Genomic DNA, 23,291 nt, shown 5'->3' on the forward strand with positions numbered 1-23,291 from the left:
CTGACGGAGCAAAGACGCGATTTTCGCAGCAATCAAAGCTTTAGCGATTTTTCCTGCGGCAGTATCATGTTCAGAATGATTGCGAAAATAGCACCGAATGCAATCGATGAGCCGAGCAAATAACGAACGAGATCAGGTAGGCTGTCTACAAATTCTTTCGGCACCAAGGTTGCAAAAAGTGCCATCAGGATTGGCAATCCAACGACCAACATGTTGCGCTCTGTCATTGCGCAATGACGCACGACTCGAAACCCATTGATCGCAATTACTGCGCACACGACGCCGAAAACACCACCGATCACCGGTGCTGGGATGACTGCGATCACCGCAGCCAGTTTACCGATCAAACCAAACAGCACAAGGAAGACGCCTGCAGCAGCGAATGCCACCCGACTAGCGATCCCTGTTACTGCAATGATACCGGCATTTGACGAATATCCTGTCACAGGTGTGCTGCAGAGTAATGCGCTCGTCAGGCAGCCGAGCCCTTCACCGATTGCACCGCGGTCGAGTTGTTCTTTAGTCAACGGCTTGTCGGTCACTGCACTAATTGCAAACCACGTTCCAGTGGTTTCTGCCAGTACTACGAGATAGACCACGATCATCGTAAGTATCGCTGACATAGAAAAGCTTACATCGAAATTAATGAATGCGATGCGGGGCACGCTGAACCATGCTGCGTCAATCACAGGCTGTAAGCTGAAACGCCCCATCAATGAGGCGGCGATACATCCGCCGACGAGTGCAATGACCACAGACGAAACACGTAGCCAATTACCGCTTGTGCCCATGCTTATTCCGATAACAATGCTTGCGACAAGCAGCACAGCTGATGTTGCGGCGAGCGCGATGTTCTGGGTGAGAGTTCCGGTGCCGTGAACAGCGAACACGCTCTCGCGCAACGCAACTGGCATTAGCGCGATACCCACCACGATGATGATCGTTCCGCCAACCAACGGTGGCACGAGCCGGCCAACAATCTTATGGAAGACGCCTGTTAATCCCAACAAGGCAATAACAATGGCGCCGGGGATCAAAGCGCCGATGACAGTTGAAAGACCTGCAATTCCTCCACCTGCACCAAATGCAATAGCGAGGACTGCACCGATCGGTACGTAAGACGGACCCTGAACGATGGGAAGGCGCATGATCCATTGCGATTGGATAAGCGTTGCGATGCCCGCCGCCAGAAAGCCCGATTGGATAAACGCCGCTGAATCAGGGACGTTAAACGCCAGTACCGAAGCAATGATAAACGGCACGATGTAGACGTCCATCGCGAGGACATGCTGAAGCCCAAGAAATGCGGCTTTTGCTGGAGGAATTTTATCATCAGGTCCGGCGACGAGCGCACCCTCATATGCTTGCGGTGATTCCATGCATTAAATCCCTCTTCGGATATGGGGTGGCCTTTATTTCCTGGGCGCCTTCGTGTCACAAATCTTAATATAGAAATGGACAGATAATTCACTTAGAAGATTCGCATCGATTTTGGTTTATCCCATGTTTTGTTGCCGCTTTCCCAAAGCTTCGCTAACGGGCGGTATAGAGGATTTTTATGCATAATACGGTAATCTGCGGCGCTGCTTTCCACACCCCTGAGCTTGGCCGAATAGAGGCAATGGATCGCGTAGCGATAGCGGTTGATTCAAAAGGCATCATCTCTCGTGTCGAAATCGACGGCACAGCGGACTTTAATCGCTTGGTCGCGGATGCCAGGGCTTCTAACCAGTTGATTGAGCTGGAAGAGGGGAGCATTCTGATGCCAGGACTTGTTGATCTTCATATTCATGCTCCACAGTGGCCGCAACTTGGCAAAGCCTTGGATGAACCGCTTGAAGTCTGGCTGCAGAAATATACGTTTCCGCTGGAAGCCAAGTATGAAGACGTTGATTTTGCCCGAATTGTGTATCGCGACCTGGTGCGTAGCCTGTTAGCACATGGCACAACGACTGCGGTTTATTTCGCCACGACGCATGTCGAGGCTTCGGTAGAGCTTGCTCAAATCTGCCTCGATGAAGGCCAACGTGCTTTTGTAGGTAAGGTGGCAATGGATGATCCGGAGCAGTGTCCCGCATATTATCGCGATGAAAACGCTCATACGGCGATCGCGGACACACGCGCCTTCATTGACCGTGTACGTGCTTTGGATGGCAGGGAAGATGCGTTAGTCAGACCGATCATTACGCCGCGCTTTATCCCCAGCTGCAGCGATGCACTTTTACAAGGGCTAGGGGACCTCGCTGCTGAAACTGGCTGCCTGGTTCAAACACATTGTTCGGAAAGTGACTGGGAACGTGATTTCGTTCTTTCCCGACATGGCCGTACAGACAGTGAGGTGTTGCGCGATTTTGGGTTGCTGCGTGAACATACCGTGCTTGCACACTCAAATTTCGTCAACGAAGAGGATCTCCAGCTCATCCGTGAGAAGGGTGCAGCCGTGGCTCATTGTCCGTTGTCGAATTTCTACTTCGCCAATGCGGTTTTTCCTTTGCGAAAAGGGCTCGACATGAAGGTGAGGACTGGCCTGGGTAGCGATATCTCCGGGGGGCATAGCCCTTCAGTTCTAGATGCATGCCGCCACGCCCTGACGGCATCACGGGCTCATAGTAGTGGTGTCGATGCGTCGCTACCAGCCGCAAGTAGAGGTGCAGATAGCGCACCAGTCACAGTGGCAGAGACACTCTGGTTGGCGACTGCCGGTGGAGGCGAGGCAATCGGGCTGCCGGTTGGAAAGTTCGCTCCAGGTTTTCGCTTTGATGCAATCCTTATTGATACCAATCGCCCAGCTAGCCCTATAAAAGTTTGGCCGGGGATAGACACGTTAGAAGAGATGGCCGCTAAGATCGTGCTGAACGCCGGCAGGGAAAGTATCGCGCGCGTGTGGGTCGAGGGTAGGGAAGTCTTACGAAGTTAGCGTTTTCGAGCGAGAATATTTGCCAGGACCGGTTTTTTTAAGTGCTTAGCAATTTCGGTAGCTCAATTTTATACCGAGAAACCTATCAGCTAATCGATGAATTAGTCCATAGTGCTCAGTATAACTACGGAAGCGTACCCAAATCATAAGATAAAATGAATTTAATATGAAAGTGACTGGAAAGCCACTCGGGTTCATGCGTCGATCATGGGAAAATCGCTTAGGATGAGCTCGCTACGGTCGAGCATAATGTCGAGCGCAGTATCCGGCAGCGGACGACCTCAATCCTGTTCTGTCGATTGGGCTGGGGAATACGGGCTCGAGCTACCACGATCTGACGAGCGGCGTGAGACCATACTGCTAAACGGTTTTCCGGACAGCACTGATGCCCCTTGCCTAATTGAGCAGGGTAGAGAGCGGATTACACAGCTATCGTCTCGAATTGTTCGAGATTGCCTGTTTCGCCGGCTCGTATTGCGAGCCTACGACAAACGATGCGCGATAACAGGGCTGAAGTTGATCGATGATGGCGGACGTGCTGAAGTTGACGCCGCACACATCCGACCTGTTGGGGAGAATGGGCCTGACATTCTTTCAAATGGGATTGCTTTATCCGGGACGGCCCACGGGATGTTTGATTGAGGGCTATTTTGCCTATCTGATGAACTCGAGATTCTCATCTCACGTCATGCGAATGATCGCGGTAGCATTAAGGGACTGATCAATAAGACCGGGCGAGCGATCGGTCCCACGGGTGTTTACGAGCGACCGCATCCCCATTTCGTGCGCTGGCATCGCGAGAATATGTTTAAACATTGAGGCTTGAGAGTCTCTGGTGACCAAGTTTGGTGAATAGAGGAGATCTTCTATTGTCATCATTGGTAAGCCCGCCATTCGGCGGGCTTTATTGTTTTTGGAATCGTGTTGTAAATTGAGGCGATAATCAGATCTGAAAAACGTTACACGGTTTCAGTAACCTTTCGGAGGTTCTTAGGTGCGTCTGGATTTAATCCGCGAGCCTGCGCCACATATTCAATAAACCGATAGTAAGCTCCTAGCCCAACAAGAGGATCAACCAGGCCATTGCCTGTCGATGCAGTATGGATTGTCTTTCCTGCAATAATGCCTTCGCCGATTGTTACAACATCCGCGCCCAATCCGATCAGACGATCAATAGCTTGTCGATTGGCATTATAAGCTTCATCCTGATTGAGAAAGGCTATCACTGGGAAGTTGCCGTGCACGAGGCGGATTGGGCCGTGCATGACTTCGGCAAGCGAAAATGCTTCCGCATGTATCCCGCAGGTCTCTTTGGCTTTCAGAGCCGCCTCCAAGGCAACTGCGAAACCGGTTCCGCGGCCCACCACATACATTCCATTGATTGCCGAAAGACGAGAAGCCAGACTACTATCGATCGTTGCGTTGGTGGTTTGCTCCAGAGCTTCTGGTAATCTCGTTAACGCGTGTTGAAGTGGGGGGGCTTCGGCTATAGCTGCGGTAACGGCTGCAAGCGCCGTAGCCCCCGCGATACAGGATTTGGTGGCAGCGACGCTTTGTTCTTGTCCGGCGCGGAGGTTAAGAACAATATCGGCCTCTCGTGCTAATGGGCTGTCAATGACATTGACCACAGCAACTGTAATTGCGCCGCCCTTTTTTGCAGCCTTCTGTAAAGCAACAATATCTGGACTTGCGCCGGATTGCGAGACAGTAAAATGTAAACCGCCTTCTAATCGCAGACGACCATTGTAAACCGACGTGATGGACGGCCCGATGGATGCAACCGGTATGCCAACGCTGATTTCAAACAGATACTTAAAAAACGATGCAGCATGATCAGAAGATCCACGCGCGGCTGTTGTAATGACACGCGGCGTGCGCTGCTGGTAGATACGTTTGATTTCGGCGAATGTTGCCGCTTCTTCTCTTAACAAGCGAGAAACAACTGAAGACGCTTCTATTGTTTCTTGTCGCATAAAGGATGGTGTGGCCATGGCTGCCCCTCATTAGAAAGGTAAATTCGCTGATAATTTAGCTCTGCAAAATCGAAGCGCCGCCGAGAGCCTGCACTGCAAGGCTACCGCGCTGAACACCTGCTTCCAGACTTTCCAGTGCGGACCGTCCATCGATCCAGAAGTCGATAAATCCGGCATTGAAAGCGTCGCCAGCGCCGGTGGTGTCAACCACCTTAACTTTCTCGGCAGGCAGGTGAATCGCTGTATTTTCGACACGCACCCAAGCGCCCTGTGATCCTGTTTTTAAAGCCACGACTGGAAAATTCTGGGACAGGATATCAAGTGCTCTACTTGCATCGCTCTCTCCAGTAATTGCTTCAGCTTCTTCGCTGTTGGGAAGGAAAATATCCACTCCCTCACACTTCTTCAGAAGGTCATCACTGTAGATAAGAGTTTCATCCCAACTTGGATCAAGGGATACCGTCAGGCCTGCAGCTTTGGCCTTTAATATGAGATCGGGCATTTCGTGTAGTGTCGCATATTCTGCAATGTGCAAGTGTTTTGCACTTTTCCAGCTTAGCGCCTCGTCCAACGTTGACGGATGTGCCGTTCCGGCGCGGCGCGACAAGAATGCACGGTCATTGCCAATCACGCTAGCGACAGTCACTTGCGGTCCGGCCTCATCCGATACTTCCAGAAAACGCAAATCAAGGCCTTGGACAGTCAGATCCTGTTTCAGACTTTGTGACAGAGTGTCTGTCCCAAGACGCGCAACGAGTGCGACCGAGCGGCCCACATGCGCGAAATGTGCAGCGGAAATGAATGCGCCACCACCGGCAACAATTTTCATATCGCCCGCGAACACCTCGCGTCCCAGCTGTGGTAAAGCATCCAGGCCGGTGAAAATAAGGTCGCAGTATAACCGTCCTATGCTTAGGACTGCAGGAGATTTGAACTGTTTTGACATTATAGGCGACCGCGGCTCTTTTCTGTCTTGGCATCAAACAGATACAGGCTGCCCGAAGGCGCTGATGCAGTCAGTGTGGTGCCTGTCTGTGGCACGGTTTTTCCAGGCGCTGTGGCGATAATCGCACTGCCATTCACATCCAGATGAACCAGCGTTTCTGCTCCCAGGGGCTCTACTGCTGTCACAACGCCTTGAAGGGACAGGCTTCCCTCTACCGACGCTTCGCCGACCTTCAGCTCGTGCGGTCGAATGCCGATGAGAAGATCACCATCTTCTGCAAAAACCACTCTCTCACCAGTACGACGACCTTTAATCAGGTTCATCGATGGGCTACCGATAAAGCGAGCTGTAAAGACATCAACTGGATGCTCGTAAAGCTCAGTCGGAGTTCCGGTCTGTAAAATCTGACCATCGCGCATCACGACAATACGATCAGCCATGGTCATAGCTTCGACCTGGTCGTGGGTGACGTAAACCGTTGTTGTCTTGAGACTCTGATGGAGGCGCTTGATTTCGATGCGCATCTGCGCACGTAATTGGGCGTCAAGATTTGACAGTGGTTCATCGAACAAGAAGGCCGATGGATTGCGTACCATTGCGCGGCCAATCGCAACGCGCTGGCGCTGGCCACCAGATAAAGCAGCTGGGCGGCGATCCAGATAGGGGGTCAGGCCAAGAGAGGCGCCTACGTCCTCGATACGTTTGGCCTTCTCTGCCTTGGAAAGATTGGAAGTATAAAGCCCGAAGCCAATATTCTGACGCACGCTCATATGCGGATAGATTGCATAATTCTGAAACACCATAGCAATATTGCGCTGCTTTGGATCACGCTCATTGACCACCTCATCACCGATTTTTAGTCGGCCACCAGATATATCTTCTAGTCCCGCAATCATCCGCAAGGTTGTGGATTTGCCACAACCGGAAGGGCCGACGAATACAACAAATTCGCCGTCTGCAATCTGAAGATCAATCGCGCGCACCGCTTCGACTTTGCCATAACGTTTGACAAGTTTCTCAAGTTCAATAGTTGCCATTAACGTCTCTCCGCAAGGGCGCTGAATTTTTGATTAAGTTCGCTATCTGCTTTGGCCTCAAAATCGGCTAGTTCAGAAGCTCGTACGTTAAAAGCGAGGGCGGCATTTTGGTAAATTGCTAGCGCTGCAGCCATCGCTTCGGGTCCTGGGCCACCGAGCCGGTCACGCACTGCAACGAAATGCTGCGGCGAGACAAGTTGCTCGAATTTCTCGTGTCCGAATGAGGGTTCGCGTTTGGTGGCTTCGCGAAATGCATCAAGGAATGGCGCGAAGCCATCATTCTCAAGTCCGCCACCCTGCGCCACTACAGCACGTGCGACCTTGGCTGCAATCTCGTGTGCGTGGCGGAACGATAAGCCTTCAATGCGGACCAGCGAGTCTGCAAGTTCTGTGATTGTAATGCATGAACGGCGGATATTCTCCGCGACGCGGATTGGATCAATGCGGATTGCTTCAATGAACGCGCTCAGTAAATCAAGCACACGTCCCGCTGAGGCAAAAGCCTCGTAACCCATTTGCTGTGTTTCACCTTCACTGTCGTTCATGTCTGTGAAAGGCGTGTTGTGCATTACATCAAGCACAGTACGTGCCCGCCCCATGGTCTGGCTCGACAGATGCCGCATATGCTCAATCGGTACCGGATTGCGTTTTTGTGGCATGATTGAAGAAATCTGCACAAATGCATTCGGCACATAAATCTGGCCGACCTCAAAACTTGTCCAGAATTGGAAATCCTGAATAAGCCGACCGAGATGAATGAACATCAATTCCAGCGCGGAATAGGTCGAAGTCACATAGTCGACTGCGGCGATACAACTATAGGAATTGTTTAAGGGGACGGCAAAACCCAATAGCTCCGAGACGCGTTGGCGGTCGATCGGGAAGCCAGAGGTGGTGATGGCTGCCGCCCCCATTGGAGACTGGTTAACAATAACGCGAGCTGCTTCAATCCGCTCAATGTCGCGGATCAGCACCTCCGTGGCTGCCGCAAGATAGTGGCCGAAGGTTGTCGGCTGTGCTGGCTGGCCATGCGTATATGCGACAATTAAGGTCGCCTGCTCGCGGTCTGCAGCTGCAATGAGAACCTTGAGCAGCTGACGAGATTTGTGAAGCAGTACATCAAGCTGTCTCTTCAAACCGATTTTGAACAAGGTGTGGTCGATATCATTGCGCGAACGTGCTGTGTGCAATCGACCTGCAACATCCGCACCGATACGGGTTTTGAGTTCCTTCTCAATCAGAAAGAAGAAATCTTCGACTTCGCCGGTATAGCTTAGTTCAGCCGGATTGATCTCTTGATCGATTGCAACAAGCGCACCTGCGATCTGTGCCGCCTGTTCACGATCCACAATCCCACTTTCCACAAGCATCACCAGATGGGCGCGATCAATTCGACGAAAGCCATCGACATGGTGCGTTTTGGCGCCGTCGAACAGAGGGCGCAGCACCGTCTCTACGTAGACTGGATTTGGAAAGACACTGTTGTCGGAAAGTTTTGGGTCAAGATCTGACATGATTCACCCTTTAAGACCTGCAAGCATGACGCCACGCACAATGTAACGTTGGAGAAGCATGAAGACGACGAGCGTTGGCAGTGTGGCAATCGCAGCCCCAGTCATGATCATCTCCCACTGGATTGATTGCTCGACAGCAAAGCTCGATAATCCTACTGGCAGCGTATAAAGTTCGGGGCTTGTGGAAACGATCAGTGGCCAGAAAAATGCTGTCCAGTTGCCGAGAAAGGTGAAAATTGCCAGTGCTGAGAGGGCCGGTGTGACCAAGGGCATCGCAATCTTCCACCAGATCTCGAACTCGTTGAGACCGTCCACGCGTGCCGCTTCGAGGAAGTCATTGGGCACTCCTTCAAAGAATTGTTTCATGAGAAAGGTGCCGAAGGCGGTCATCATACCTGGGAACATGATGCCCCAATAGCTGTCCAGCCAGCCAAGCTTGCTAGACATCAGGTACCATGGAATGACCAGCATTTCGGTCGGGATCATGAGTGTCGACAGGATCGCGAGAAAGATGAAGTAGCGACCACGAAACTGAAATTTTGCCAGTGTGTAACCCACAAGGCTATCAAAGAACACGTTCGATAATGTTACGACGACTGCAACAATCATCGAATTCATGAACCAGCGTACAAAGCGGCCATCTGCGAGAATTGTCGCATAGTTTTGTAATGTGGGTTCCGCTGGAATAAGCCGAAGGTCGTAAACCTGACTGGCTGTTTTCAACGAGGTTGAAAACATGAAAGCCAGAGGCGTTATCATAATCAGGCCGCCAATAAACAGCAAAGTCCATGTTACAATACGGCCAGGCTTCAGGTTCTGGAAAGGGAGTGGTTTGGTTGGGGTTGTCATTTCTTTTCCCTTAGAATCCAGAGCTGCAGCAGGGACACGCAGAGCAGAATGATGAAGAGGATAATCGTTTGCGCAGCCGCATAGCCCATCGCGTAGGATGAGAATGCCGTTTGATAGATCATTAACACCAGAGGCTTCGTTGACCCCAGAGGCCCGCCTGGATCGTTGGTGGTCATGTTGTAGACTTGATCAAAAATACGCAGGAAACCGATCGATGAGAAGACCACCAGAAAGACTGTCGTTGGCTTCAAAAGTGGAATGGTAATCTTGCGTAGGATCGCCCACTCCCCAAGGCCATCAATGCGTGCGGCCTCATAGAATGTGTTGGGAACAGCGCGCAAACCAGCCATGAAGATGATGATCTGAAAGCCAAGCCCTGCCCAGATTGATGTTGCCATGATGGCATAGAGACCTTGATCGACAGAGCGCAGGAAGCCTTGCTGAGGCAGACCTATAGAACTCAGAATATTATTGATGAATCCAATGGGAGCAGGCTGATAGAACCAACGCCAGACCCAAGCCATTGCGGCTGCAGTGGTAAGGTAAGGCAGGAAGTACAAGGCTCGAATGAAGCCGTGCAAAAATCTTATGCGGTCCAGATAGTATGCGATGACAAACGCCAGAACCAGACTGATGGGGGTGCCAACCAATAGATAGACGAAGGTGTTTTTAAATACTTTCCAGAATTCCGGATCGGCAAACAGCTTCTGATAGTTTGCAATCCCAATAAATTCCGGTGGGCTCATCAAGTCCCAATTGGTGAAAGAGAGCCAGAAAGCTTCAATCGTGGGATAAAAGCGAATGACGCTGTAAAAGAGGATTGGTAGCGCCAAAAAGCTCCATACCCAAATCAGTCGTCTGGTTTTCATCGACAGGCGATCTGTCAGCCGCGATCTGTTAGGGCCGCGCGCTGAGCGGTCTGGTTCAGCTGTCATTGTCATACTCAAAATCCTTCGGCTAGCCCATCATGCAGGGTAACCATGGTCGGAAATCAGCAGTTGCGTTGATAACAACAGATGCAACTGTTGATGCCGCAAAGCGGTTTGTAATAACTGAGATATAGAGAGTGGGCGGCTCACAAGGGCAGCCCACTCTCGTCATCGTTACTTCGCTGTGTCCAAAATGGCTTGTTCAGCCTTGGCAGCTTCCTCAAGAGATTCCTTGACCGGCTGATTTTGCAAGATCACGCGGTTCGACATATCGACAATGATCTGGCGCTGCTTCAACTCATCGGTGAACATGGTGGTGTGGGCATATTCCAGACCTTTAAGGAATGGCCCATAGACCGGATCGGAAAGATTATTTTCTGTCAATGCAGCGGAGCGACGTGCAGGCAATTCGCCAACGCCCTTCAGCCAGATTTCCATTGCTTCTGGCGAGGTGATGTAATTGAGAAATTTTGAGGCAGCTTCCAGCTTTTCGCCTTTTGCTGAAGCGCTGATGCCATTGGCAAAATAGCTGGCGTAATTTGATCGCAAGCCTTCAGAATTGGCAGGCAGTTCGGTCACGCCCCACTCGAAATCCTTGATTGTGTTGAACGCTGCCAGACGAAATGTTCCATCAATCGTCATGGCGGCTTTGCCAGAACGGAAAGCGGCGTGACCTTCGTCCATGAACTTGACTTCGCCAACCTTATACTTGGTCTGGAGATCGGTGTAGAACTGCAGAGCCTTCTCGCCGGCCGCGTCGTTGTAGGCGATCTTGCGGTAGTCATCGCTGTATGGAGCGCCTCCGAACTGGCGCACCAGCACTTCACGCCACCAATGCAAGTCCTGCCCTGGCATATCGAGCGTGATGCCTTCGCTCAGTAGATTGCCGGAAGCATCGCGTTTTGTTGCTTTCTGGGCGTAAGCGAGCAGCTCGTCGAGATTTTTTGGTGGGTTCTTGGGGTCGAGGCCGGCTTCTTCAAAAAGCTTTTTGTTGTAAAACAGAGCGAGCGAGCGAACTGCAGTTGGCAAACCGTAATATTCATCACCGCGCTTCATCGCGCCGACGATGGGGAAGAACTCACTCTCAATTTTGTCGTGCGGGAAAGCGTCCTGCGGAAGCGGCTGCAGGATGCCACCTGCGGCAAATTTATCGAGCCAGCCATAGAACAGCTGCATCACATCGGGACTTTTGCCAGCCATCTTCGCAGCAATTACCCGGGTCTGATAATCGTCATAAGGAAATGTGACCTGTTTGACTTTGATATCAGGATTGGCTTTTTCGAAATTCTCGATCAGCTTATCCATCGTCTTGACGCGCGATTCAAAGACGTACTGCCAATACTCTATTTCAACTGCTTGAGCAGCGTTGATTGCGATCGAGCTCAACCCGGCCACAAGGCCCGCAAGTAGCAATTTACCCATTTGCATTAGACCTCCCCATTGCTCAGCCCCTCTGGTGCCCGAGCAAGGTATTTGCAGGTCGATGACCTGCTGGTTCCACCATTGCCGCGTTTTCTGCGCAGCATCCTCACCGCCGACAGATTAGCAACGTGCCATCAGCGCCGACAGAGCGATCGACGCCCCACTACTAGGCTTCAATTTTACTGCTCATTTGTCAATAAGATAATTTAGTTGAATTAATATATTGCTGTTAAAACCTGCTTGCGCTATTTCATTTTAAGCATTGGACGTGGGCATGAAATCGAAGGCGGCGAACGCACCAGCTATGGCGCAACCGGACACGCAACCAGTCACTATGGGAAAAAATCCCGAACGAATCCGAGACCATAACCGGCGTGTGGTTCTTGATGTCGTCCGCCGGCATGGTCCTGTGGGGCGTATGCATATCGCCCGTTTGACGCATTTGACGGCGCAGGCAATCGCAAATATCGTCGATGAGCTGGTTGCAGAAAATTTTTTGATGCAACTCGGAAGATTGAAGACCGGGCGCGGCCAACCACCAATCCAGTTTGCTGTCAATCCGTCAGGAGCAATGACAATCGGCATTGAGATGGGTTCGACCCATATAGTCGCAACGGTTCTTGATCTATCAGGCGTGCCGCGTAAGAAGCAGGTTCATCTCATGGGGGATACGCGGCCGGAGGCGCTTTGCCGTCAGCTGCGCATTGAGATTGACAAGATCAAGTCCGAATTCGATGCGCGTCTGCTGGGGATTGGTGTTGTGATGCCGGGGCCGTTTGGAATTGAAGGCATGACATCGGTTGGTCCAACGACACTGCCGGGGTGGGCGGGAATTGATGCTGCAACTGTTTTGAGTGATGCATTTGGTGAGCCGGTCATCGTTGAAAACGATGCGAACGCTGCAGCTGTTGGTGAGCGGCTGTTTGGCGCTGGGCGTTCGGTTTCGAATTTTGCAATGATCTATTTTGGAGCCGGTATCGGTCTCGGCATGATTCAAGATGGCGCGCCGTTTCGAGGGGCATTTGGCAATGCGGGTGAAATTGGACATATCTCCATCGTACCTGGCGGGCGCCTTTGTTCCTGCGGTCAACATGGTTGCCTGGAAACCTATTCGTCTGTGCACGTTCTCAAAGAGAAGCTAGCCCATGCGGGATTTTTCGATATCAGCACCGAGAAGTTGGAGGAACTGCTCCGTAACGAAAACGCAGTGGTTATGGAGTGGGTAGCAGATGCTGCAAGGCATCTCGCGCAGATGATCGCAATCATCGAAAACATTGTGGACCCTGAAACTATTGTTCTGGGCGGCATGCTTCCAGATTCCGTTATCGATGCACTTATATCGCATATGGATATGCTGCCCATATCTGTTGCGAATAGAAGCGTACGCGCTCTGCCGCGTGTGCTTCGTGGGCAAACTGGTCAGTTTACGGCAGCGCTTGGAGCTGCGTCTTTGCCCATGTTTGAGGTCATGACGCCAAAGCTTGATATGAGTCTTTAGATGCAGAAGATCCATCAAAGACACAAATGTATGGCAAGTGGTGGGTTGTTTGCCTCTTGACTATTTGCAAGTCAGCAGTAGTCGTTATGTTGGTTTCAGGCAACCGGTTGTTTGTAAAACATCAGGGAAACATCTATAGATTATCGAATGTTAGGGTGAATCCTGATGAGGATTTCCGCGCTATATGGTGGTCGATTTACCCAGTGCTCCAGTTTAGATTTGACAAAAGCCGATTGTAAATAATCAAATGTAAAATACTCGTATTGACATCTGTCGATCAATTGGTGATTTTTGTCATGCGTGGTCAAGGAGGATGCCGTGCAGACGCTGTTAAGAACTGAGACCCTGAAAAAATCATTCGGCAGCATTGCTATACATCGCAATGGCCAGACGGACCTGCGAATAGGCTCGGTCCAAGTAGGCGGAAATTGCGTAGGCAAATCCGTGTTTCTCTCTATATTAATAGGTGTTGAGCGCGACGGCGCCAAAATCTCGCTGCGCGGTGAAGAAGTTCAGGGCCCGACGTCTACGGAAGCGCTTCAACCTGGTATTGAGATTCGAGCGGGCGCCGACTTCTGTTCCACAAAGGCGTTTTGTGAAGAAATCTTCTCGGTTGCCAACCTTCTGATCGATGGTGGCTACACACTTCATTAAAAAACTGAACAATTCTCCGTTTGTTCGAGGCCGGGACTATGGCTTTTAGATTATAGAGCGGGAACTAATCTCTCGCCTCCGATAGGTGCAAAATGCAAAGATTTATCAACAATCCGGATGAAGTGGTCGAAGACACCGTCAAGGGGTTTGTCAAGGCGCATAGAGACCTGGTCCGGCTTTCGACAGAAAACCCTCGCGTGGTTGTGGCCAAAGAAGCTCCTATCGAGGGAAAAGTCGGTGTCATTACCGGCGGTGGCTCAGGCCATGAGCCTGCATTCATCGGCTATACTGGCAAGAACCTGTTGGACGCGGTTGCGGTTGGGGAGCTGTTCTCCTCGCCGACCGCTAAGAGCTTCTATGATGCGGCGCGTGAAGCCAATGGTGGCAAAGGTGTCGTCTGCCTCTACGGCAATTATGCTGGCGACAACATGAACGTCAAAATGGCCATAAAGCTTGCCTCCAAAGCTGGAATAGAAATTCTGACCGTCGTTGCCAATGACGATGTATGTTCTGCTCCTATCGAAGAACGCGAAAAGCGTCGCGGTGTTGCTGGCGAGATTTTCATGTGGAAGGTTGGCGGTGCAAAGGCTGCATCGGGCGCAAGCCTTCAGGAAGTTCAGGCGACGGCACAAAAGGCCATCGACAATTGCCGTTCAATCGGGGTCGGCCTTGGTCCGTGCACGCTGCCTGCCGTTGGCCATCCAAACTTTCAGATTGAGCCGGGCACCATGGAGGTCGGCATCGGCCATCATGGTGAGCCGGGCGTTCGCGTCGAACCACTCAAGCGTGCTGATGAAATTGCCAGCGACATGAGCAAGATCGTTCTTGACGATCACAATTTGCCTGAAGGCACTGAAGTTGCTGTTCTGGTTTCCGGCCTTGGCGCAACGCCGATCAATGAGCTTTATATCCTCAACGATACGATAGAGCAGGAAATCACCGCTCGAGGTCTCAAGATTTATCGCACCTATGTTGGCAACTATTTCACATCGCTTGAAATGGTTGGTGCAACGCTCACTGTCATGGCTTTGGATGATGAACTCAAAGCACTGTTGGACGTAGAAGCCTCCTCAACTGCAGTGTTGTAAGAAAGAAACCTATAATGCACACATTCAGGAATGCCGGATCGGGTGAGATCGTTCTTTCGTTTGCCGACCGTATCATCGAGAATAAAGCGTATCTCAGCGAAATCGACGGCAAGATCGGTGATGGCGACCATGGTGTGAATATGGCCAAGGGCTTCGGCCTTGCAGCGGACCGCCTGAGAGGCAAGGACGTAAGCCTTGCTGAAGGTCTTGATACGCTCGGAACAGTTTTGCTTACCGAAATCGGTGGCTCGATGGGGCCGCTTTATGGCGTAATGTTTAACGAGTTCGCAGAAACACTGGAAGGCGTTGAAAACATCGACGCAAACGTATTCAGCACAATGCTGCATGCAGGTCTCGAAGGCATTCAGTCGATCGGTTCAGCCAAGCTGGGTGACAAGACGTTGCTCGACACTTTGATCCCTGCAATCAGTGCTTTTGACGATGCAAACGCTAATGGTCAGTCCTTTGCTGAAAGCCTCGACGCAATGTCAGCGGCAGCCGAGGTCGGGCGCGATTCAACGCTTAATCTCGTGGCGAAAATCGGTCGCGCGAGCCGTCTTGGTGAACGTTCGCTGGGCGTTCTTGATGCGGGCGCGACATCTTGTGCGCTGATTCTAACCGAACTTGCGGCACAGGCAAAGAGCCGCTTGCTATAAGTATCTCGGCCCTGATTTGAAGTTTGGCGTCTGAAAGCTGTGTGGGCCCGCACGTTTCAGGCGCCAAATTTGTCTCATCTTGTTGCAATTGCGTTTGAACGCTTTCATGTTTGCTGCGCAGGAGAGAGGCAACAGAAAACCGCATGACGTCTAAACCCCAAACATCACGCAAGCCCGGAAAACCAAAGACCGGTGCGAGTGAGAATTCGATCACAATTCCCATGCGTTATGGCGATGACCCCTATGTGTGGGCATGCTGGCTTTATTACGAAGACGGTCTAACACAAGGTGAAATTGCCGACGTCATGGGCATTTCACGCGCGACCGTGAACAGCTATCTGGCCGATGCACGGGACAAGGGCATTGTCAATATTTCCCTTGAGGCAGGGCGGCTGGAATCACTGTCTGTTGCTCAGGAATTGAAACGCCATTTTGGCCTGACTGACTGCTTCATCATTCCACATGATGACAATGCCCGACCGTTGATTGATCGGCTTGGGGTCGCAGGTGCCCATGCACTCAAGAAGCTTCTTAAATCCGGTGATACACTTGCTGTCGCCTGGGGACGGACGGTACTTTCAGTCGGGGAACAGACCGCTATAGGTACCCTTCAGGACATGACTGTGGTGCAAGCCACAGGTGGAACAACGGCATCGTTTTCATATACGCCGGAACGCTGTGCTGCGACGCTTGCAGAAGCCGTTTCCGGACGCTGCGTCAACATCATGGCGCCCGCTATGGTGCGTACGCAGCAAACACGGGACGTATTGCTTGAAGAGCCTTTGCTTCAGGAGCAATTTGCGACGCTTGAAAATGCCAATCGTATTATTTTTGGTGTTTCGTCGCTACGTTCCAACTCCACCATTCACACCAGCGGCTTTTTTGAATCAGTCTCTCTGCAGCAATATCTCGCAGCTGGCGCGGTGGGTGTTGTGGCGGGCCGCTTCATCAATGAGCGTGGGAAGCCAGTCGCAGGTCCGCTTGATGAGCGTACAATAGGCATTTCGCTCGATAAATTGCGCCAGATCAATACCCGTATCGCGGTTGCTGGCGGTTTCGACAAGGTGCCTGCGCTTCTGGCAGCCCTCCGCGGCGGGTTCGTCAATGTTCTTGTTACCGATGCTGCGACGGGTCTGGGAATTCTGCGAGCTGACGGGATCATTGATCTTGATGCACGTCTTTCACAAAAGCCAAAGACAAATCAAATCCCGGCAGCTTTCCGCGTGCGTGTAAAAAAACTCCTTAACAATCCGAACGAGGTGGTTGAGGAAATGCTGGACGGAATTGTGCGCGCTCATGGCAAATTCCTGCAGCCAATCGGTGGCTCCAATCGAGCGCTGGTCGCGCGGAATGGTCCACGCGCCGGAAAAGTGGGACTGGTCATTGGTGGTGGCGCGGGTCACGAGCCTTGCTTCGTTGGCTATGTAGGCAGAGGGTTGGCCGATGCTGTTGCGGTCGGTAACGTCTTTTCGTCTCCGCCTCCCGACCCGATTGTTGAATGTGCGCTTGCTGCATCCAACGGCGCAGGTGTTCTCTTCGTGTATGGCAATTATGCAGGCGACGTCATGAACTTTGAGATGGCAGCTGAAATGGCCGAGGAAAAAGGCGTCAAAATCAAAACTGTTCTGACCACAGATGACATCGCCTCATCACCGATTGATGACAAGGACGGGCGCCGCGGCGTTGCAGGCAATTTTTTCGTCTTTAAGGTGGCAGGTGCTGCTTGCGACAAAGGCCTTTCACTGGATGCTTGCGAAACTGTTACACGAAAGGCCAATTCGCGGACCTATACTATAGGTGTCGCCCTTGAGCCGGGTTCGCTGCCCCAGACAGGCCGTCATAACTTTGAAATTGGCCCGGAAGATATGGAGATAGGAGTCGGAATTCACGGCGAGCCGGGTGTATCGCGAGACAGAATTCGTCAGGCTGACGAAATTGTCGATGGTATCATGGACAGAATCTTCAATGAAATGAAAGCTGTACCAGGAGATCGTGTTGCCGTTCTGGTCAATTCATTCGGGTCAACACCGCTGATGGAGCTTTATGTTCTTTATCGTCGTGTAGCGCAGCGACTTGAAGCCAAAAATATCCATGTCGAAGCGAACTGGGTCGGTCATTATTGCACCTCATTGGATATGGTGGGAGCGTCGATTTCGGTCATGCATCTTGATCAGGAGCTAACAGATTTACTGTTGCATCCATGTGAAACTGCGGCCCTCATAATCGGCTAGATGCTCCAATTGAGTTCTGCCGTTTCACAGTGCCCTAAAGTAAACTAGCATAGGCCTTATGATGCCCGACTTGGGTTTGCAGTTATAAGGTTTGAGGAGAACACCCATGTCTGAAACCGCTGCTCGAAGTCTTGCTCATATGTTCGACGCTGTTTCTGAAGCGCTGGAAGCGGACCGCGACCGGCTTTCTGAACTCGACGGCGCAATCGGCGATGGCGACCATGGCACCACCATGGCATTGGGCTTTCAGACCGTACGCAGGGAGCTGTCTAAGCTAAACCTTGATGAAACAGATATAGCGACTGTTCTCAATACGGCTGCAACCGCTTTCATCAACGCAGTCGGTGCGTCGACTGGACCGCTCTACGCGACTGGTTTCCGTCGTGCGGCGCAAGCGACTGCGGGGCGTAATGATCTCAATCTCGCCACTTGTGCAACAATTATCGAGGCAATTGGGCTTGGTATTCGCGAGCGCGGACACGGTCAACGCGGTGACAAAACGATGCTTGATGCATGGCTGCCTGCTGCAGAAGCCGCGCAAGCAGCAGCAATTGACGGCCTAAGCTCTGTCAAATTCTGGGAAAATGTGGTGGCCGCAGCTGAGTCTGGTGCCAATACGACCCGCTCCATGATCGCAACGAAGGGTCGTGCTGCCCGTCTCCGTGAACGCTCGCTCGGCCACGTGGACCCCGGCGCGGCATCGACGGTGACTATCCTGCAGGCTATGGCTCAATCCGTTAAAAACTGATGCATCGTCTTAGAAGCGGAAAGCCGGAAGATAGTAATCAAACATTATTCCGGCTTTCCTAGCTTGGTCGGTCATTTCGTTGTAACCGACCCCTGCATGGACACCTGTGCCGACAAGACAGGTCTGATGTCCAGCAGACGCTCCGCCCGCAATATCGTGCTCGACACTGTCCCCTATGCAAAGTATGCGGGGATTTTCCAGTTCTAATCTGCGCGCTGCTTCCTGGTAGATTGCGGGGAAGGGTTTGCCGATGAATGTAACTGCTCCACCCATTGCCTTGTATTCCTGTGCTATCCGACCGGCACCCGGTTTTACACCCTGCCCAGTTAACATGGCCATGTCCGGGTTGGTGCACCAGCACGGAATTTTTCGTTGGGCCGCCGGTTTCAGAAGACGGACATAGTCACTGAGCTCAATCGAATCGGCATTGCTGGCTGCGAGTAAAAGCAGATCAGCGGTTTCGGGCTTTTCAACGAGTTCAACCGGGAGGCCCTCAATGGCTGACAAGTCGTTGTCACGCGCGTGCAGCCAGATTTTTGGCATTTGGGGGAGGTCATCGCCCATTGCCATGATCAATTGTGCATAAGCGACTTCGCCGGAACTGAGCACTTCCTGAAACGAGTTACGTGCAAACCCAAGCTGAACCAGACGGCGCGCATTCGCTTCGCCGCGCTTGCCTGAATTGGAAAGCAGAATGATGGGTTTCCCCAAATCGCTGAGCGCTTGCAATGCTTCCGGCGCACCCGAATATGGCTTTCTGCCGTCAAGCAGAACGCCAAATTGATCAACAAAAAATGCATCGAACTGCGGCGCTATTTCCGACAGACAAGCTATTTCAGACATTTTGGGCTCCCAATCGGGCAAGTCGTGCTGTCCCGTACGCGGCTTCTTCAGAGGTGGCGTCAAGCAAGGGCACGTGAAGGCTTCTCGCGCGAATAGCGGTCCATTGCATATTCTTGGCACCCCCACCCATGGAACGAACAGTTTTCAATGAGGGAGCTCCCAATTTCTCGAGCAAAGCGTAACCCTGTGTTTCGATATTCGCTATTCCCTCAAACAGGCCATGAAGAAAAATTGCAGGATCGGCTGGGCGCGGAGTCAATCGTGGGTTGAAGTCCGGATCATTTACCGGAAAGCGTTCTCCCTTTTTGGGCAAGGGGTAGTAGTTAAGGCCCGTTGGTCTGCATGGGTCGATCTTTGCGCTCAGGGCGCCTATTTCATCAGTGCTGAAGTGATTGAGTAAGGCTGCTCCACCGGTGTTCGATGCGCCACCTGCCAACCAGTTTCCCAATAGCCTATGGCTGTAGATACCAAATTCCGGTGCATCTATGCGCTTGTTGGAGAGCAGTTTCAACGTGAGTGTCGTTCCCAAAACTGAAACCGCATCGCCGGGTTCAGTCGCGCCTGCCGCGAGGAAGGAAGCACACCCGTCTGTGGTGCCCGCAATAACAAGGGTTTCACGTGCTAGCCCGAAACGGTTAGCAGCTTCTTGAGTGGTCATGCCAACAATTGTGCCGGGCTCGGTAACCTCTGGAAGCAAATTGCAAACGTCGAGTTTAGCCATCCATTCAGGCCAGCTTCGCGTAAGAGACGAGTAGCCGGTTTTAAGAGCGTTATTGTCATCTGAAACGAAGCGGCCCGAAAACAGAAAGGCAAGCCAATCGGCTTGATGCAATATGCGGGCAGGCCGAAGCGACAAGAATGACTGGGCTCGAAGCAAGGCTGGCAGGCCAGTAATAATTTGGGGCCCTGAAACCGCCCCGATCGTTGCTTCTGCATTGATGTCGGAAGGCGGATCATTATACATCAAAGCATCGGCGAGCGGTGAGCCGAACTTATCGACGGCTAAAACAGTCCCAGAGGTACCGTCAACGGCCAGAGCGTGGATGTCTTGGGCGCACACAGCTGAGAGGGCTTCATCCAATGCGCCTTCCATTGCCCGACGCCAGTTTGCAGGGCTGCGGTGATTACCTGCAATTGCAGCTTTTCCCGATGAAACCAGCTTTTCTCTTTCGTCGATGACGACGGCACGGGCACCCGATGTGCCGAGATCAATGCCTAAATAGAGTTTTTCAGGCATTCAGGCTCTGCCTGTATTTCTCGGCATCCCAATCAAGCAGAGAAGCGACATCTTCGAGTGTGAGATAATTGACCTCTGCATCTTCGGGCACACGCAACAGAACGTTACCAAGGCATTGAGCCAGTGCTTCCGCCCCGGGACTTGCTTCGACCTTAATGTATACCCCTCCATCTGCCTCAATGATCAGAGTTTCGCCTGACAGTTTTTCGGCTCGCCCTATGGTTGGCCCGCAAAAAATGACATGATCAGGATACAGGTTGCCGTTCAATGCAATTGTGCGGAGACGTGGAATTGTCATTGCTTGCGTTAGAACATGATCCTTTGCGAGCGGCTTGTATCCCACCGGTGCGGGGCCGGGAGTCTTTCCCGCACCAAAGGTTGCTATAAGGTTGAGCTTGCAGCAAACCTCGTCAAGTAAGATTTCAGCTTGTGCCACACTATCGGCGGCGACCAGCAGCCCGTGATTGCCGAGGATCGCAACATTCTCTGTCGTTCGCTTTTCAAGGAGAATTCGCCCAAGTTCCGCGCCCGGCCTGCGATAAGGCACCCACACCCACTCGATATTTGGCATCCGTTGTTTGATGCGCTGCGCCCCGTCGCTCAAGACTGCGAGTGCGATGGTCGAAACACAGTGGACGTGGAGAACAACTGCCGCATCAAAAATTGCGTGAAGACAGGTTTCGATCGAAGGTCGCAGCGTTCCGTCACCAAGTAGATAAGCCGCAGGTTGGTCTGCCTTTGGTGACCCGTCTTTTAGCGAATGAGCGATGTCACGCCATGCAGTCGGCACAAAAATATCCCGTTCAAGGGCATCACCCAGATTGGTGCCGGATGCTTTAATCCACATCACGTCACCAATTTTCAATGAGGTGTTTCCACCCGCGGACTGAACCAATAGCGGGTCTTGTCCTACCCTTGCCGAAAGCTGGACAAGCGCATCGAATTCCGCTTGATACTCAGCCGGTATTGAAGGATTTGAACGGGATGTTGTGTCGACCACTTAGGGCTCCTTTCAATCAGGCAGCGTCAGGTGCGCGATCTTGAACACCATAGCTTGCAAAGCCGCGCGCCGTGCGTTCAATCTCTTCATCCGAGAGGATCTGGGCTCCTCCAATCAGTTCTGCATGGTAATATTGATCAGCCAAAGCTTCGAGTTCATGAGCGAGCCATAGGGCGCGTGTCAGGGTATCGGCGCAAACGACCATGCCGTGATTGGCCATTAGGCAGCCTTGGCGTCCGTCGAGAGCGGTGAGAATGTTGCGAGATAGTTCAACGGTGCCATAGGTCGCATAGTCTGCGAGGCGGATGGTTGGTCCACCGAAGGCCGCAATCATATAATGCACCGCCGGGATCTGTTTGCCTGCAACTGAAAGAATAGTCGCAAAGCGGGCGTGCGTGTGAACCACCGCATTCATTTCGGGGCGTGCACGCAAAATGTCGCGATGAAATGGCCATTCGACGGATGGTTTCCTAGGGCCTTCAAATACGTCATTATCATCATCGATCCGCATTTTCGCGATCATCTCAGCTGTCATCTGCTCGTAGGGAATAGCCGATGGTGTTATGAGCATATGGTCGCCGGCACGCAGTGAAATATTGCCAGATGAGCCACGGTTGAGCCCAGAGCGCGACATGGCAAGACAGCCGTCGATGATGGATTGACGCAATTGGTTCTCGTTCATAATTTTCTCCTCAGCACAGGTGCCAGGCGGGTTCGCCTGCAATATATCGGCGCACTTCTTCGGCGGCCTGTTCAGCGGCAAAGGTGACGGTGCGAACCGACGCACCCGCGATATGCGGCGTCAGCGTAACATTATCAAGTTTAAGAAGAGGCCAATCGGCCGGTACCGGCTCAACACCAAAAGTTTCAAGCATTGCTCCGCTAAGATGGCCTGACATAAGTGCTTCCGTTAATGCATCATAATCGCAAAGCGGACCGCGTGCGGTATTCACGAATATCGCTCCTGCTTTCATTTTGGCAAATGATGTTGCGTTCATCATGCCGGTGGTTTCTTCCGTTACGCGCGGATGCATTGTAACAAGATCGGCATCAGCTAACAGGCGGTCAAAATCGACAAGTTCGACACCGTCTGCGGCGTCGGCTGGGTTGAGCTGCACATAGGGATCGTGCACAATTACCTTTGCGCCGAAGGCTCGGAGCAGGCGGACGACGCGGCTACCGATCTGACCATAACCTACAACGCCGACAGTCATTTCGGAGAGCTCACGCCCAGTCGTGTCGGCACGATAGAGATCCCCACGCCAGACACCTTGCCTCAGAGCTTCATGACCGACCCGAATTTTTCGGGTTTCAGCCAGAATGGCGCCGAGAGTGAATTCAGCGACTGCCGAAGCATTGCGTCCGGGTGCGTTAACTACCCGAATACCGCGGTCGCGTGCCGCTTTCATATCGATATTGACGGGCCCACCGCGGGTAACGGCGATCATTTTGAGCCCTGGCAATCGGTCAAGCATCGTCCGTGACATGGGAGCGAGTTGAGTGACAAGTATTTCCGCATCGCCAATCATGCTGACGACTTCGTCAGCCGAACCCATATATTCTTTCAGGCCATCCATGCCGGCGACGGCATAGCCGTGCTCCATCGGACGATCCGGCCAATCCTGTGTGAAACTCCGGATGTCCAGACCGTCACCGCAGGCCTCGCGGAGTTTTTCTTCGAATATTTCGGGCAACATGAAATGGTCCCCGATGACCACGAGTTTGCGGCTCATGCACGCATCTCCTTTA

The 23,291-nt window shown here is 52.2% G+C and carries 20 protein-coding genes and 1 pseudogene; 8 read left to right on the forward strand and 13 right to left on the reverse strand.

The genetic code is table 11. The features are described from left to right. Window positions 1-32: 32 nt before the first annotated feature. Entirely contained in the window at window positions 33-1,379 is a 1,347-nt protein-coding gene (locus QSJ70_RS03130) for a solute carrier family 23 protein (protein WP_285534755.1), read from the reverse strand. Window positions 1,380-1,558: 179 nt separating this feature from the next. Here QSJ70_RS03130 and guaD point away from each other — a divergent pair, with 179 nt between their 5' ends. Continuing rightward, complete coding sequence (gene guaD, locus QSJ70_RS03135) at window positions 1,559-2,917, forward strand: guanine deaminase (RefSeq protein ID WP_285534756.1); 1,359 nt, start codon at window positions 1,559-1,561, stop codon at window positions 2,915-2,917. A gap of 268 nt (window positions 2,918-3,185) precedes the next feature. Continuing rightward, a pseudogene (locus QSJ70_RS03140) lies at window positions 3,186-3,736 on the forward strand (HNH endonuclease); the annotation flags it as partial. Between the two features lie 140 nt (window positions 3,737-3,876). On the opposite strand, the gene QSJ70_RS03145 reads toward QSJ70_RS03140, so the two are convergent. From QSJ70_RS03145 to QSJ70_RS03175, 7 genes are all read right to left on the reverse strand, one after another. Next, window positions 3,877-4,908, reverse strand: coding sequence for an SIS domain-containing protein (locus tag QSJ70_RS03145; protein ID WP_215777389.1), 1,032 nt, complete (start codon window positions 4,906-4,908; stop codon window positions 3,877-3,879). Window positions 4,909-4,945: 37 nt separating this feature from the next. Further along, a complete protein-coding gene (locus QSJ70_RS03150; protein ID WP_215777387.1) occupies window positions 4,946-5,836 on the reverse strand; it encodes a carbohydrate kinase family protein in 891 nt (296 codons plus the stop codon). Next, entirely contained in the window at window positions 5,836-6,873 is a 1,038-nt protein-coding gene (locus tag QSJ70_RS03155) for an ABC transporter ATP-binding protein (RefSeq protein ID WP_285534757.1), read from the reverse strand. Before QSJ70_RS03155 ends, QSJ70_RS03150 begins: the two co-directional genes overlap by 1 nt. Beyond that, the gene (gene argH / locus QSJ70_RS03160) at window positions 6,873-8,387 is read right to left on the reverse strand and encodes an argininosuccinate lyase (protein ID WP_285534758.1); all 1,515 of its coding nucleotides are present in this window, start codon (window positions 8,385-8,387) and stop codon (window positions 6,873-6,875) included. The genes QSJ70_RS03155 and argH overlap by 1 nt, the downstream gene beginning before the upstream one ends. A gap of 3 nt (window positions 8,388-8,390) precedes the next feature. Beyond that, the gene (locus QSJ70_RS03165) at window positions 8,391-9,236 is read right to left on the reverse strand and encodes a carbohydrate ABC transporter permease (protein WP_215777382.1); all 846 of its coding nucleotides are present in this window, start codon (window positions 9,234-9,236) and stop codon (window positions 8,391-8,393) included. Beyond that, window positions 9,233-10,177: a carbohydrate ABC transporter permease gene (locus tag QSJ70_RS03170; protein WP_215777380.1), complete on the reverse strand. Its 945-nt coding sequence runs from the start codon at window positions 10,175-10,177 to the stop codon at window positions 9,233-9,235. Before QSJ70_RS03170 ends, QSJ70_RS03165 begins: the two co-directional genes overlap by 4 nt. Window positions 10,178-10,339: 162 nt before the next feature. After that, window positions 10,340-11,587: a sugar ABC transporter substrate-binding protein gene (locus QSJ70_RS03175; protein ID WP_285534761.1), complete on the reverse strand. Its 1,248-nt coding sequence runs from the start codon at window positions 11,585-11,587 to the stop codon at window positions 10,340-10,342. 274 nt (window positions 11,588-11,861) lie between these two features. Here QSJ70_RS03175 and QSJ70_RS03180 point away from each other — a divergent pair, with 274 nt between their 5' ends. From QSJ70_RS03180 to dhaL (QSJ70_RS03205), 6 genes are all read left to right on the forward strand, one after another. After that, entirely contained in the window at window positions 11,862-13,085 is a 1,224-nt protein-coding gene (locus QSJ70_RS03180; protein WP_215777377.1) for an ROK family protein, read from the forward strand. A gap of 318 nt (window positions 13,086-13,403) precedes the next feature. After that, window positions 13,404-13,739 carry a P-loop NTPase family protein gene (locus tag QSJ70_RS03185; protein ID WP_285534763.1) on the forward strand — a complete coding sequence of 112 codons (336 nt, stop codon included), beginning with the start codon at window positions 13,404-13,406 and terminating at the stop codon, window positions 13,737-13,739. Between the two features lie 92 nt (window positions 13,740-13,831). Then, a complete protein-coding gene (locus QSJ70_RS03190; protein ID WP_215777373.1) occupies window positions 13,832-14,827 on the forward strand; it encodes a dihydroxyacetone kinase subunit DhaK in 996 nt (331 codons plus the stop codon). A gap of 14 nt (window positions 14,828-14,841) precedes the next feature. After that, entirely contained in the window at window positions 14,842-15,483 is a 642-nt protein-coding gene (gene dhaL, locus QSJ70_RS03195) for a dihydroxyacetone kinase subunit DhaL (protein WP_285534764.1), read from the forward strand. 143 nt (window positions 15,484-15,626) lie between these two features. After that, window positions 15,627-17,714 carry a bifunctional sugar-binding transcriptional regulator/dihydroxyacetone kinase subunit DhaK gene (locus QSJ70_RS03200; RefSeq protein ID WP_285534765.1) on the forward strand — a complete coding sequence of 696 codons (2,088 nt, stop codon included), beginning with the start codon at window positions 15,627-15,629 and terminating at the stop codon, window positions 17,712-17,714. 106 nt (window positions 17,715-17,820) lie between these two features. Then, window positions 17,821-18,462, forward strand: a complete 642-nt coding sequence (dhaL, locus tag QSJ70_RS03205) for a dihydroxyacetone kinase subunit DhaL (protein ID WP_215777368.1) — start codon at window positions 17,821-17,823, stop codon at window positions 18,460-18,462. A 9-nt stretch (window positions 18,463-18,471) separates the two neighbouring features. Here dhaL (QSJ70_RS03205) and QSJ70_RS03210 read toward each other — a convergent pair whose 3' ends face one another. The 5 genes from QSJ70_RS03210 to QSJ70_RS03230 are packed head-to-tail and all read right to left on the reverse strand — an operon-like array spanning window position 18,472 to window position 23,275. Beyond that, complete coding sequence (locus QSJ70_RS03210; protein WP_285534766.1) at window positions 18,472-19,305, reverse strand: TIGR01459 family HAD-type hydrolase; 834 nt, start codon at window positions 19,303-19,305, stop codon at window positions 18,472-18,474. Continuing rightward, window positions 19,298-20,542: an FGGY-family carbohydrate kinase gene (locus tag QSJ70_RS03215; protein ID WP_285534767.1), complete on the reverse strand. Its 1,245-nt coding sequence runs from the start codon at window positions 20,540-20,542 to the stop codon at window positions 19,298-19,300. The genes QSJ70_RS03210 and QSJ70_RS03215 overlap by 8 nt, the downstream gene beginning before the upstream one ends. Further along, entirely contained in the window at window positions 20,535-21,542 is a 1,008-nt protein-coding gene (locus QSJ70_RS03220) for a class II aldolase/adducin family protein (RefSeq protein WP_285534768.1), read from the reverse strand. The genes QSJ70_RS03215 and QSJ70_RS03220 overlap by 8 nt, the downstream gene beginning before the upstream one ends. Before the next feature lie 16 nt (window positions 21,543-21,558). Beyond that, complete coding sequence (locus QSJ70_RS03225; protein WP_285534769.1) at window positions 21,559-22,224, reverse strand: class II aldolase/adducin family protein; 666 nt, start codon at window positions 22,222-22,224, stop codon at window positions 21,559-21,561. Window positions 22,225-22,234: 10 nt separating this feature from the next. Then, window positions 22,235-23,275 carry a 2-hydroxyacid dehydrogenase gene (locus QSJ70_RS03230; RefSeq protein WP_285534770.1) on the reverse strand — a complete coding sequence of 347 codons (1,041 nt, stop codon included), beginning with the start codon at window positions 23,273-23,275 and terminating at the stop codon, window positions 22,235-22,237. Between the last annotated feature and the right edge of the window lie 16 nt (window positions 23,276-23,291).

The organism is Brucella sp. NBRC 12950, from assembly GCF_030268145.1.
GTDB lineage: Bacteria > Pseudomonadota > Alphaproteobacteria > Rhizobiales > Rhizobiaceae > Brucella.

What these genes read in the sequence shown, in the direction of transcription:
- QSJ70_RS03130 (WP_285534755.1), bottom strand. Translation starts at nt 1,379, where the DNA reads ATGGAATCACCGCAAGCATATGAGGGTGCGCTCGTCGCCGGACCTGAT.
- guaD (WP_285534756.1), top strand. Translation starts at nt 1,559, where the DNA reads ATGCATAATACGGTAATCTGCGGCGCTGCTTTCCACACCCCTGAGCTT.
- QSJ70_RS03145 (WP_215777389.1), bottom strand. Translation starts at nt 4,908, where the DNA reads ATGGCCACACCATCCTTTATGCGACAAGAAACAATAGAAGCGTCTTCA.
- QSJ70_RS03150 (WP_215777387.1), bottom strand. Translation starts at nt 5,836, where the DNA reads ATGTCAAAACAGTTCAAATCTCCTGCAGTCCTAAGCATAGGACGGTTA.
- QSJ70_RS03155 (WP_285534757.1), bottom strand. Translation starts at nt 6,873, where the DNA reads ATGGCAACTATTGAACTTGAGAAACTTGTCAAACGTTATGGCAAAGTC.
- argH (WP_285534758.1), bottom strand. Translation starts at nt 8,387, where the DNA reads ATGTCAGATCTTGACCCAAAACTTTCCGACAACAGTGTCTTTCCAAAT.
- QSJ70_RS03165 (WP_215777382.1), bottom strand. Translation starts at nt 9,236, where the DNA reads ATGACAACCCCAACCAAACCACTCCCTTTCCAGAACCTGAAGCCTGGC.
- QSJ70_RS03170 (WP_215777380.1), bottom strand. Translation starts at nt 10,177, where the DNA reads ATGACAATGACAGCTGAACCAGACCGCTCAGCGCGCGGCCCTAACAGA.
- QSJ70_RS03175 (WP_285534761.1), bottom strand. Translation starts at nt 11,587, where the DNA reads ATGGGTAAATTGCTACTTGCGGGCCTTGTGGCCGGGTTGAGCTCGATC.
- QSJ70_RS03180 (WP_215777377.1), top strand. Translation starts at nt 11,862, where the DNA reads ATGAAATCGAAGGCGGCGAACGCACCAGCTATGGCGCAACCGGACACG.
- QSJ70_RS03190 (WP_215777373.1), top strand. Translation starts at nt 13,832, where the DNA reads ATGCAAAGATTTATCAACAATCCGGATGAAGTGGTCGAAGACACCGTC.
- dhaL (WP_285534764.1), top strand. Translation starts at nt 14,842, where the DNA reads ATGCACACATTCAGGAATGCCGGATCGGGTGAGATCGTTCTTTCGTTT.
- QSJ70_RS03200 (WP_285534765.1), top strand. Translation starts at nt 15,627, where the DNA reads ATGACGTCTAAACCCCAAACATCACGCAAGCCCGGAAAACCAAAGACC.
- dhaL (WP_215777368.1), top strand. Translation starts at nt 17,821, where the DNA reads ATGTCTGAAACCGCTGCTCGAAGTCTTGCTCATATGTTCGACGCTGTT.
- QSJ70_RS03210 (WP_285534766.1), bottom strand. Translation starts at nt 19,305, where the DNA reads ATGTCTGAAATAGCTTGTCTGTCGGAAATAGCGCCGCAGTTCGATGCA.
- QSJ70_RS03215 (WP_285534767.1), bottom strand. Translation starts at nt 20,542, where the DNA reads ATGCCTGAAAAACTCTATTTAGGCATTGATCTCGGCACATCGGGTGCC.
- QSJ70_RS03225 (WP_285534769.1), bottom strand. Translation starts at nt 22,224, where the DNA reads ATGAACGAGAACCAATTGCGTCAATCCATCATCGACGGCTGTCTTGCC.
- QSJ70_RS03230 (WP_285534770.1), bottom strand. Translation starts at nt 23,275, where the DNA reads ATGAGCCGCAAACTCGTGGTCATCGGGGACCATTTCATGTTGCCCGAA.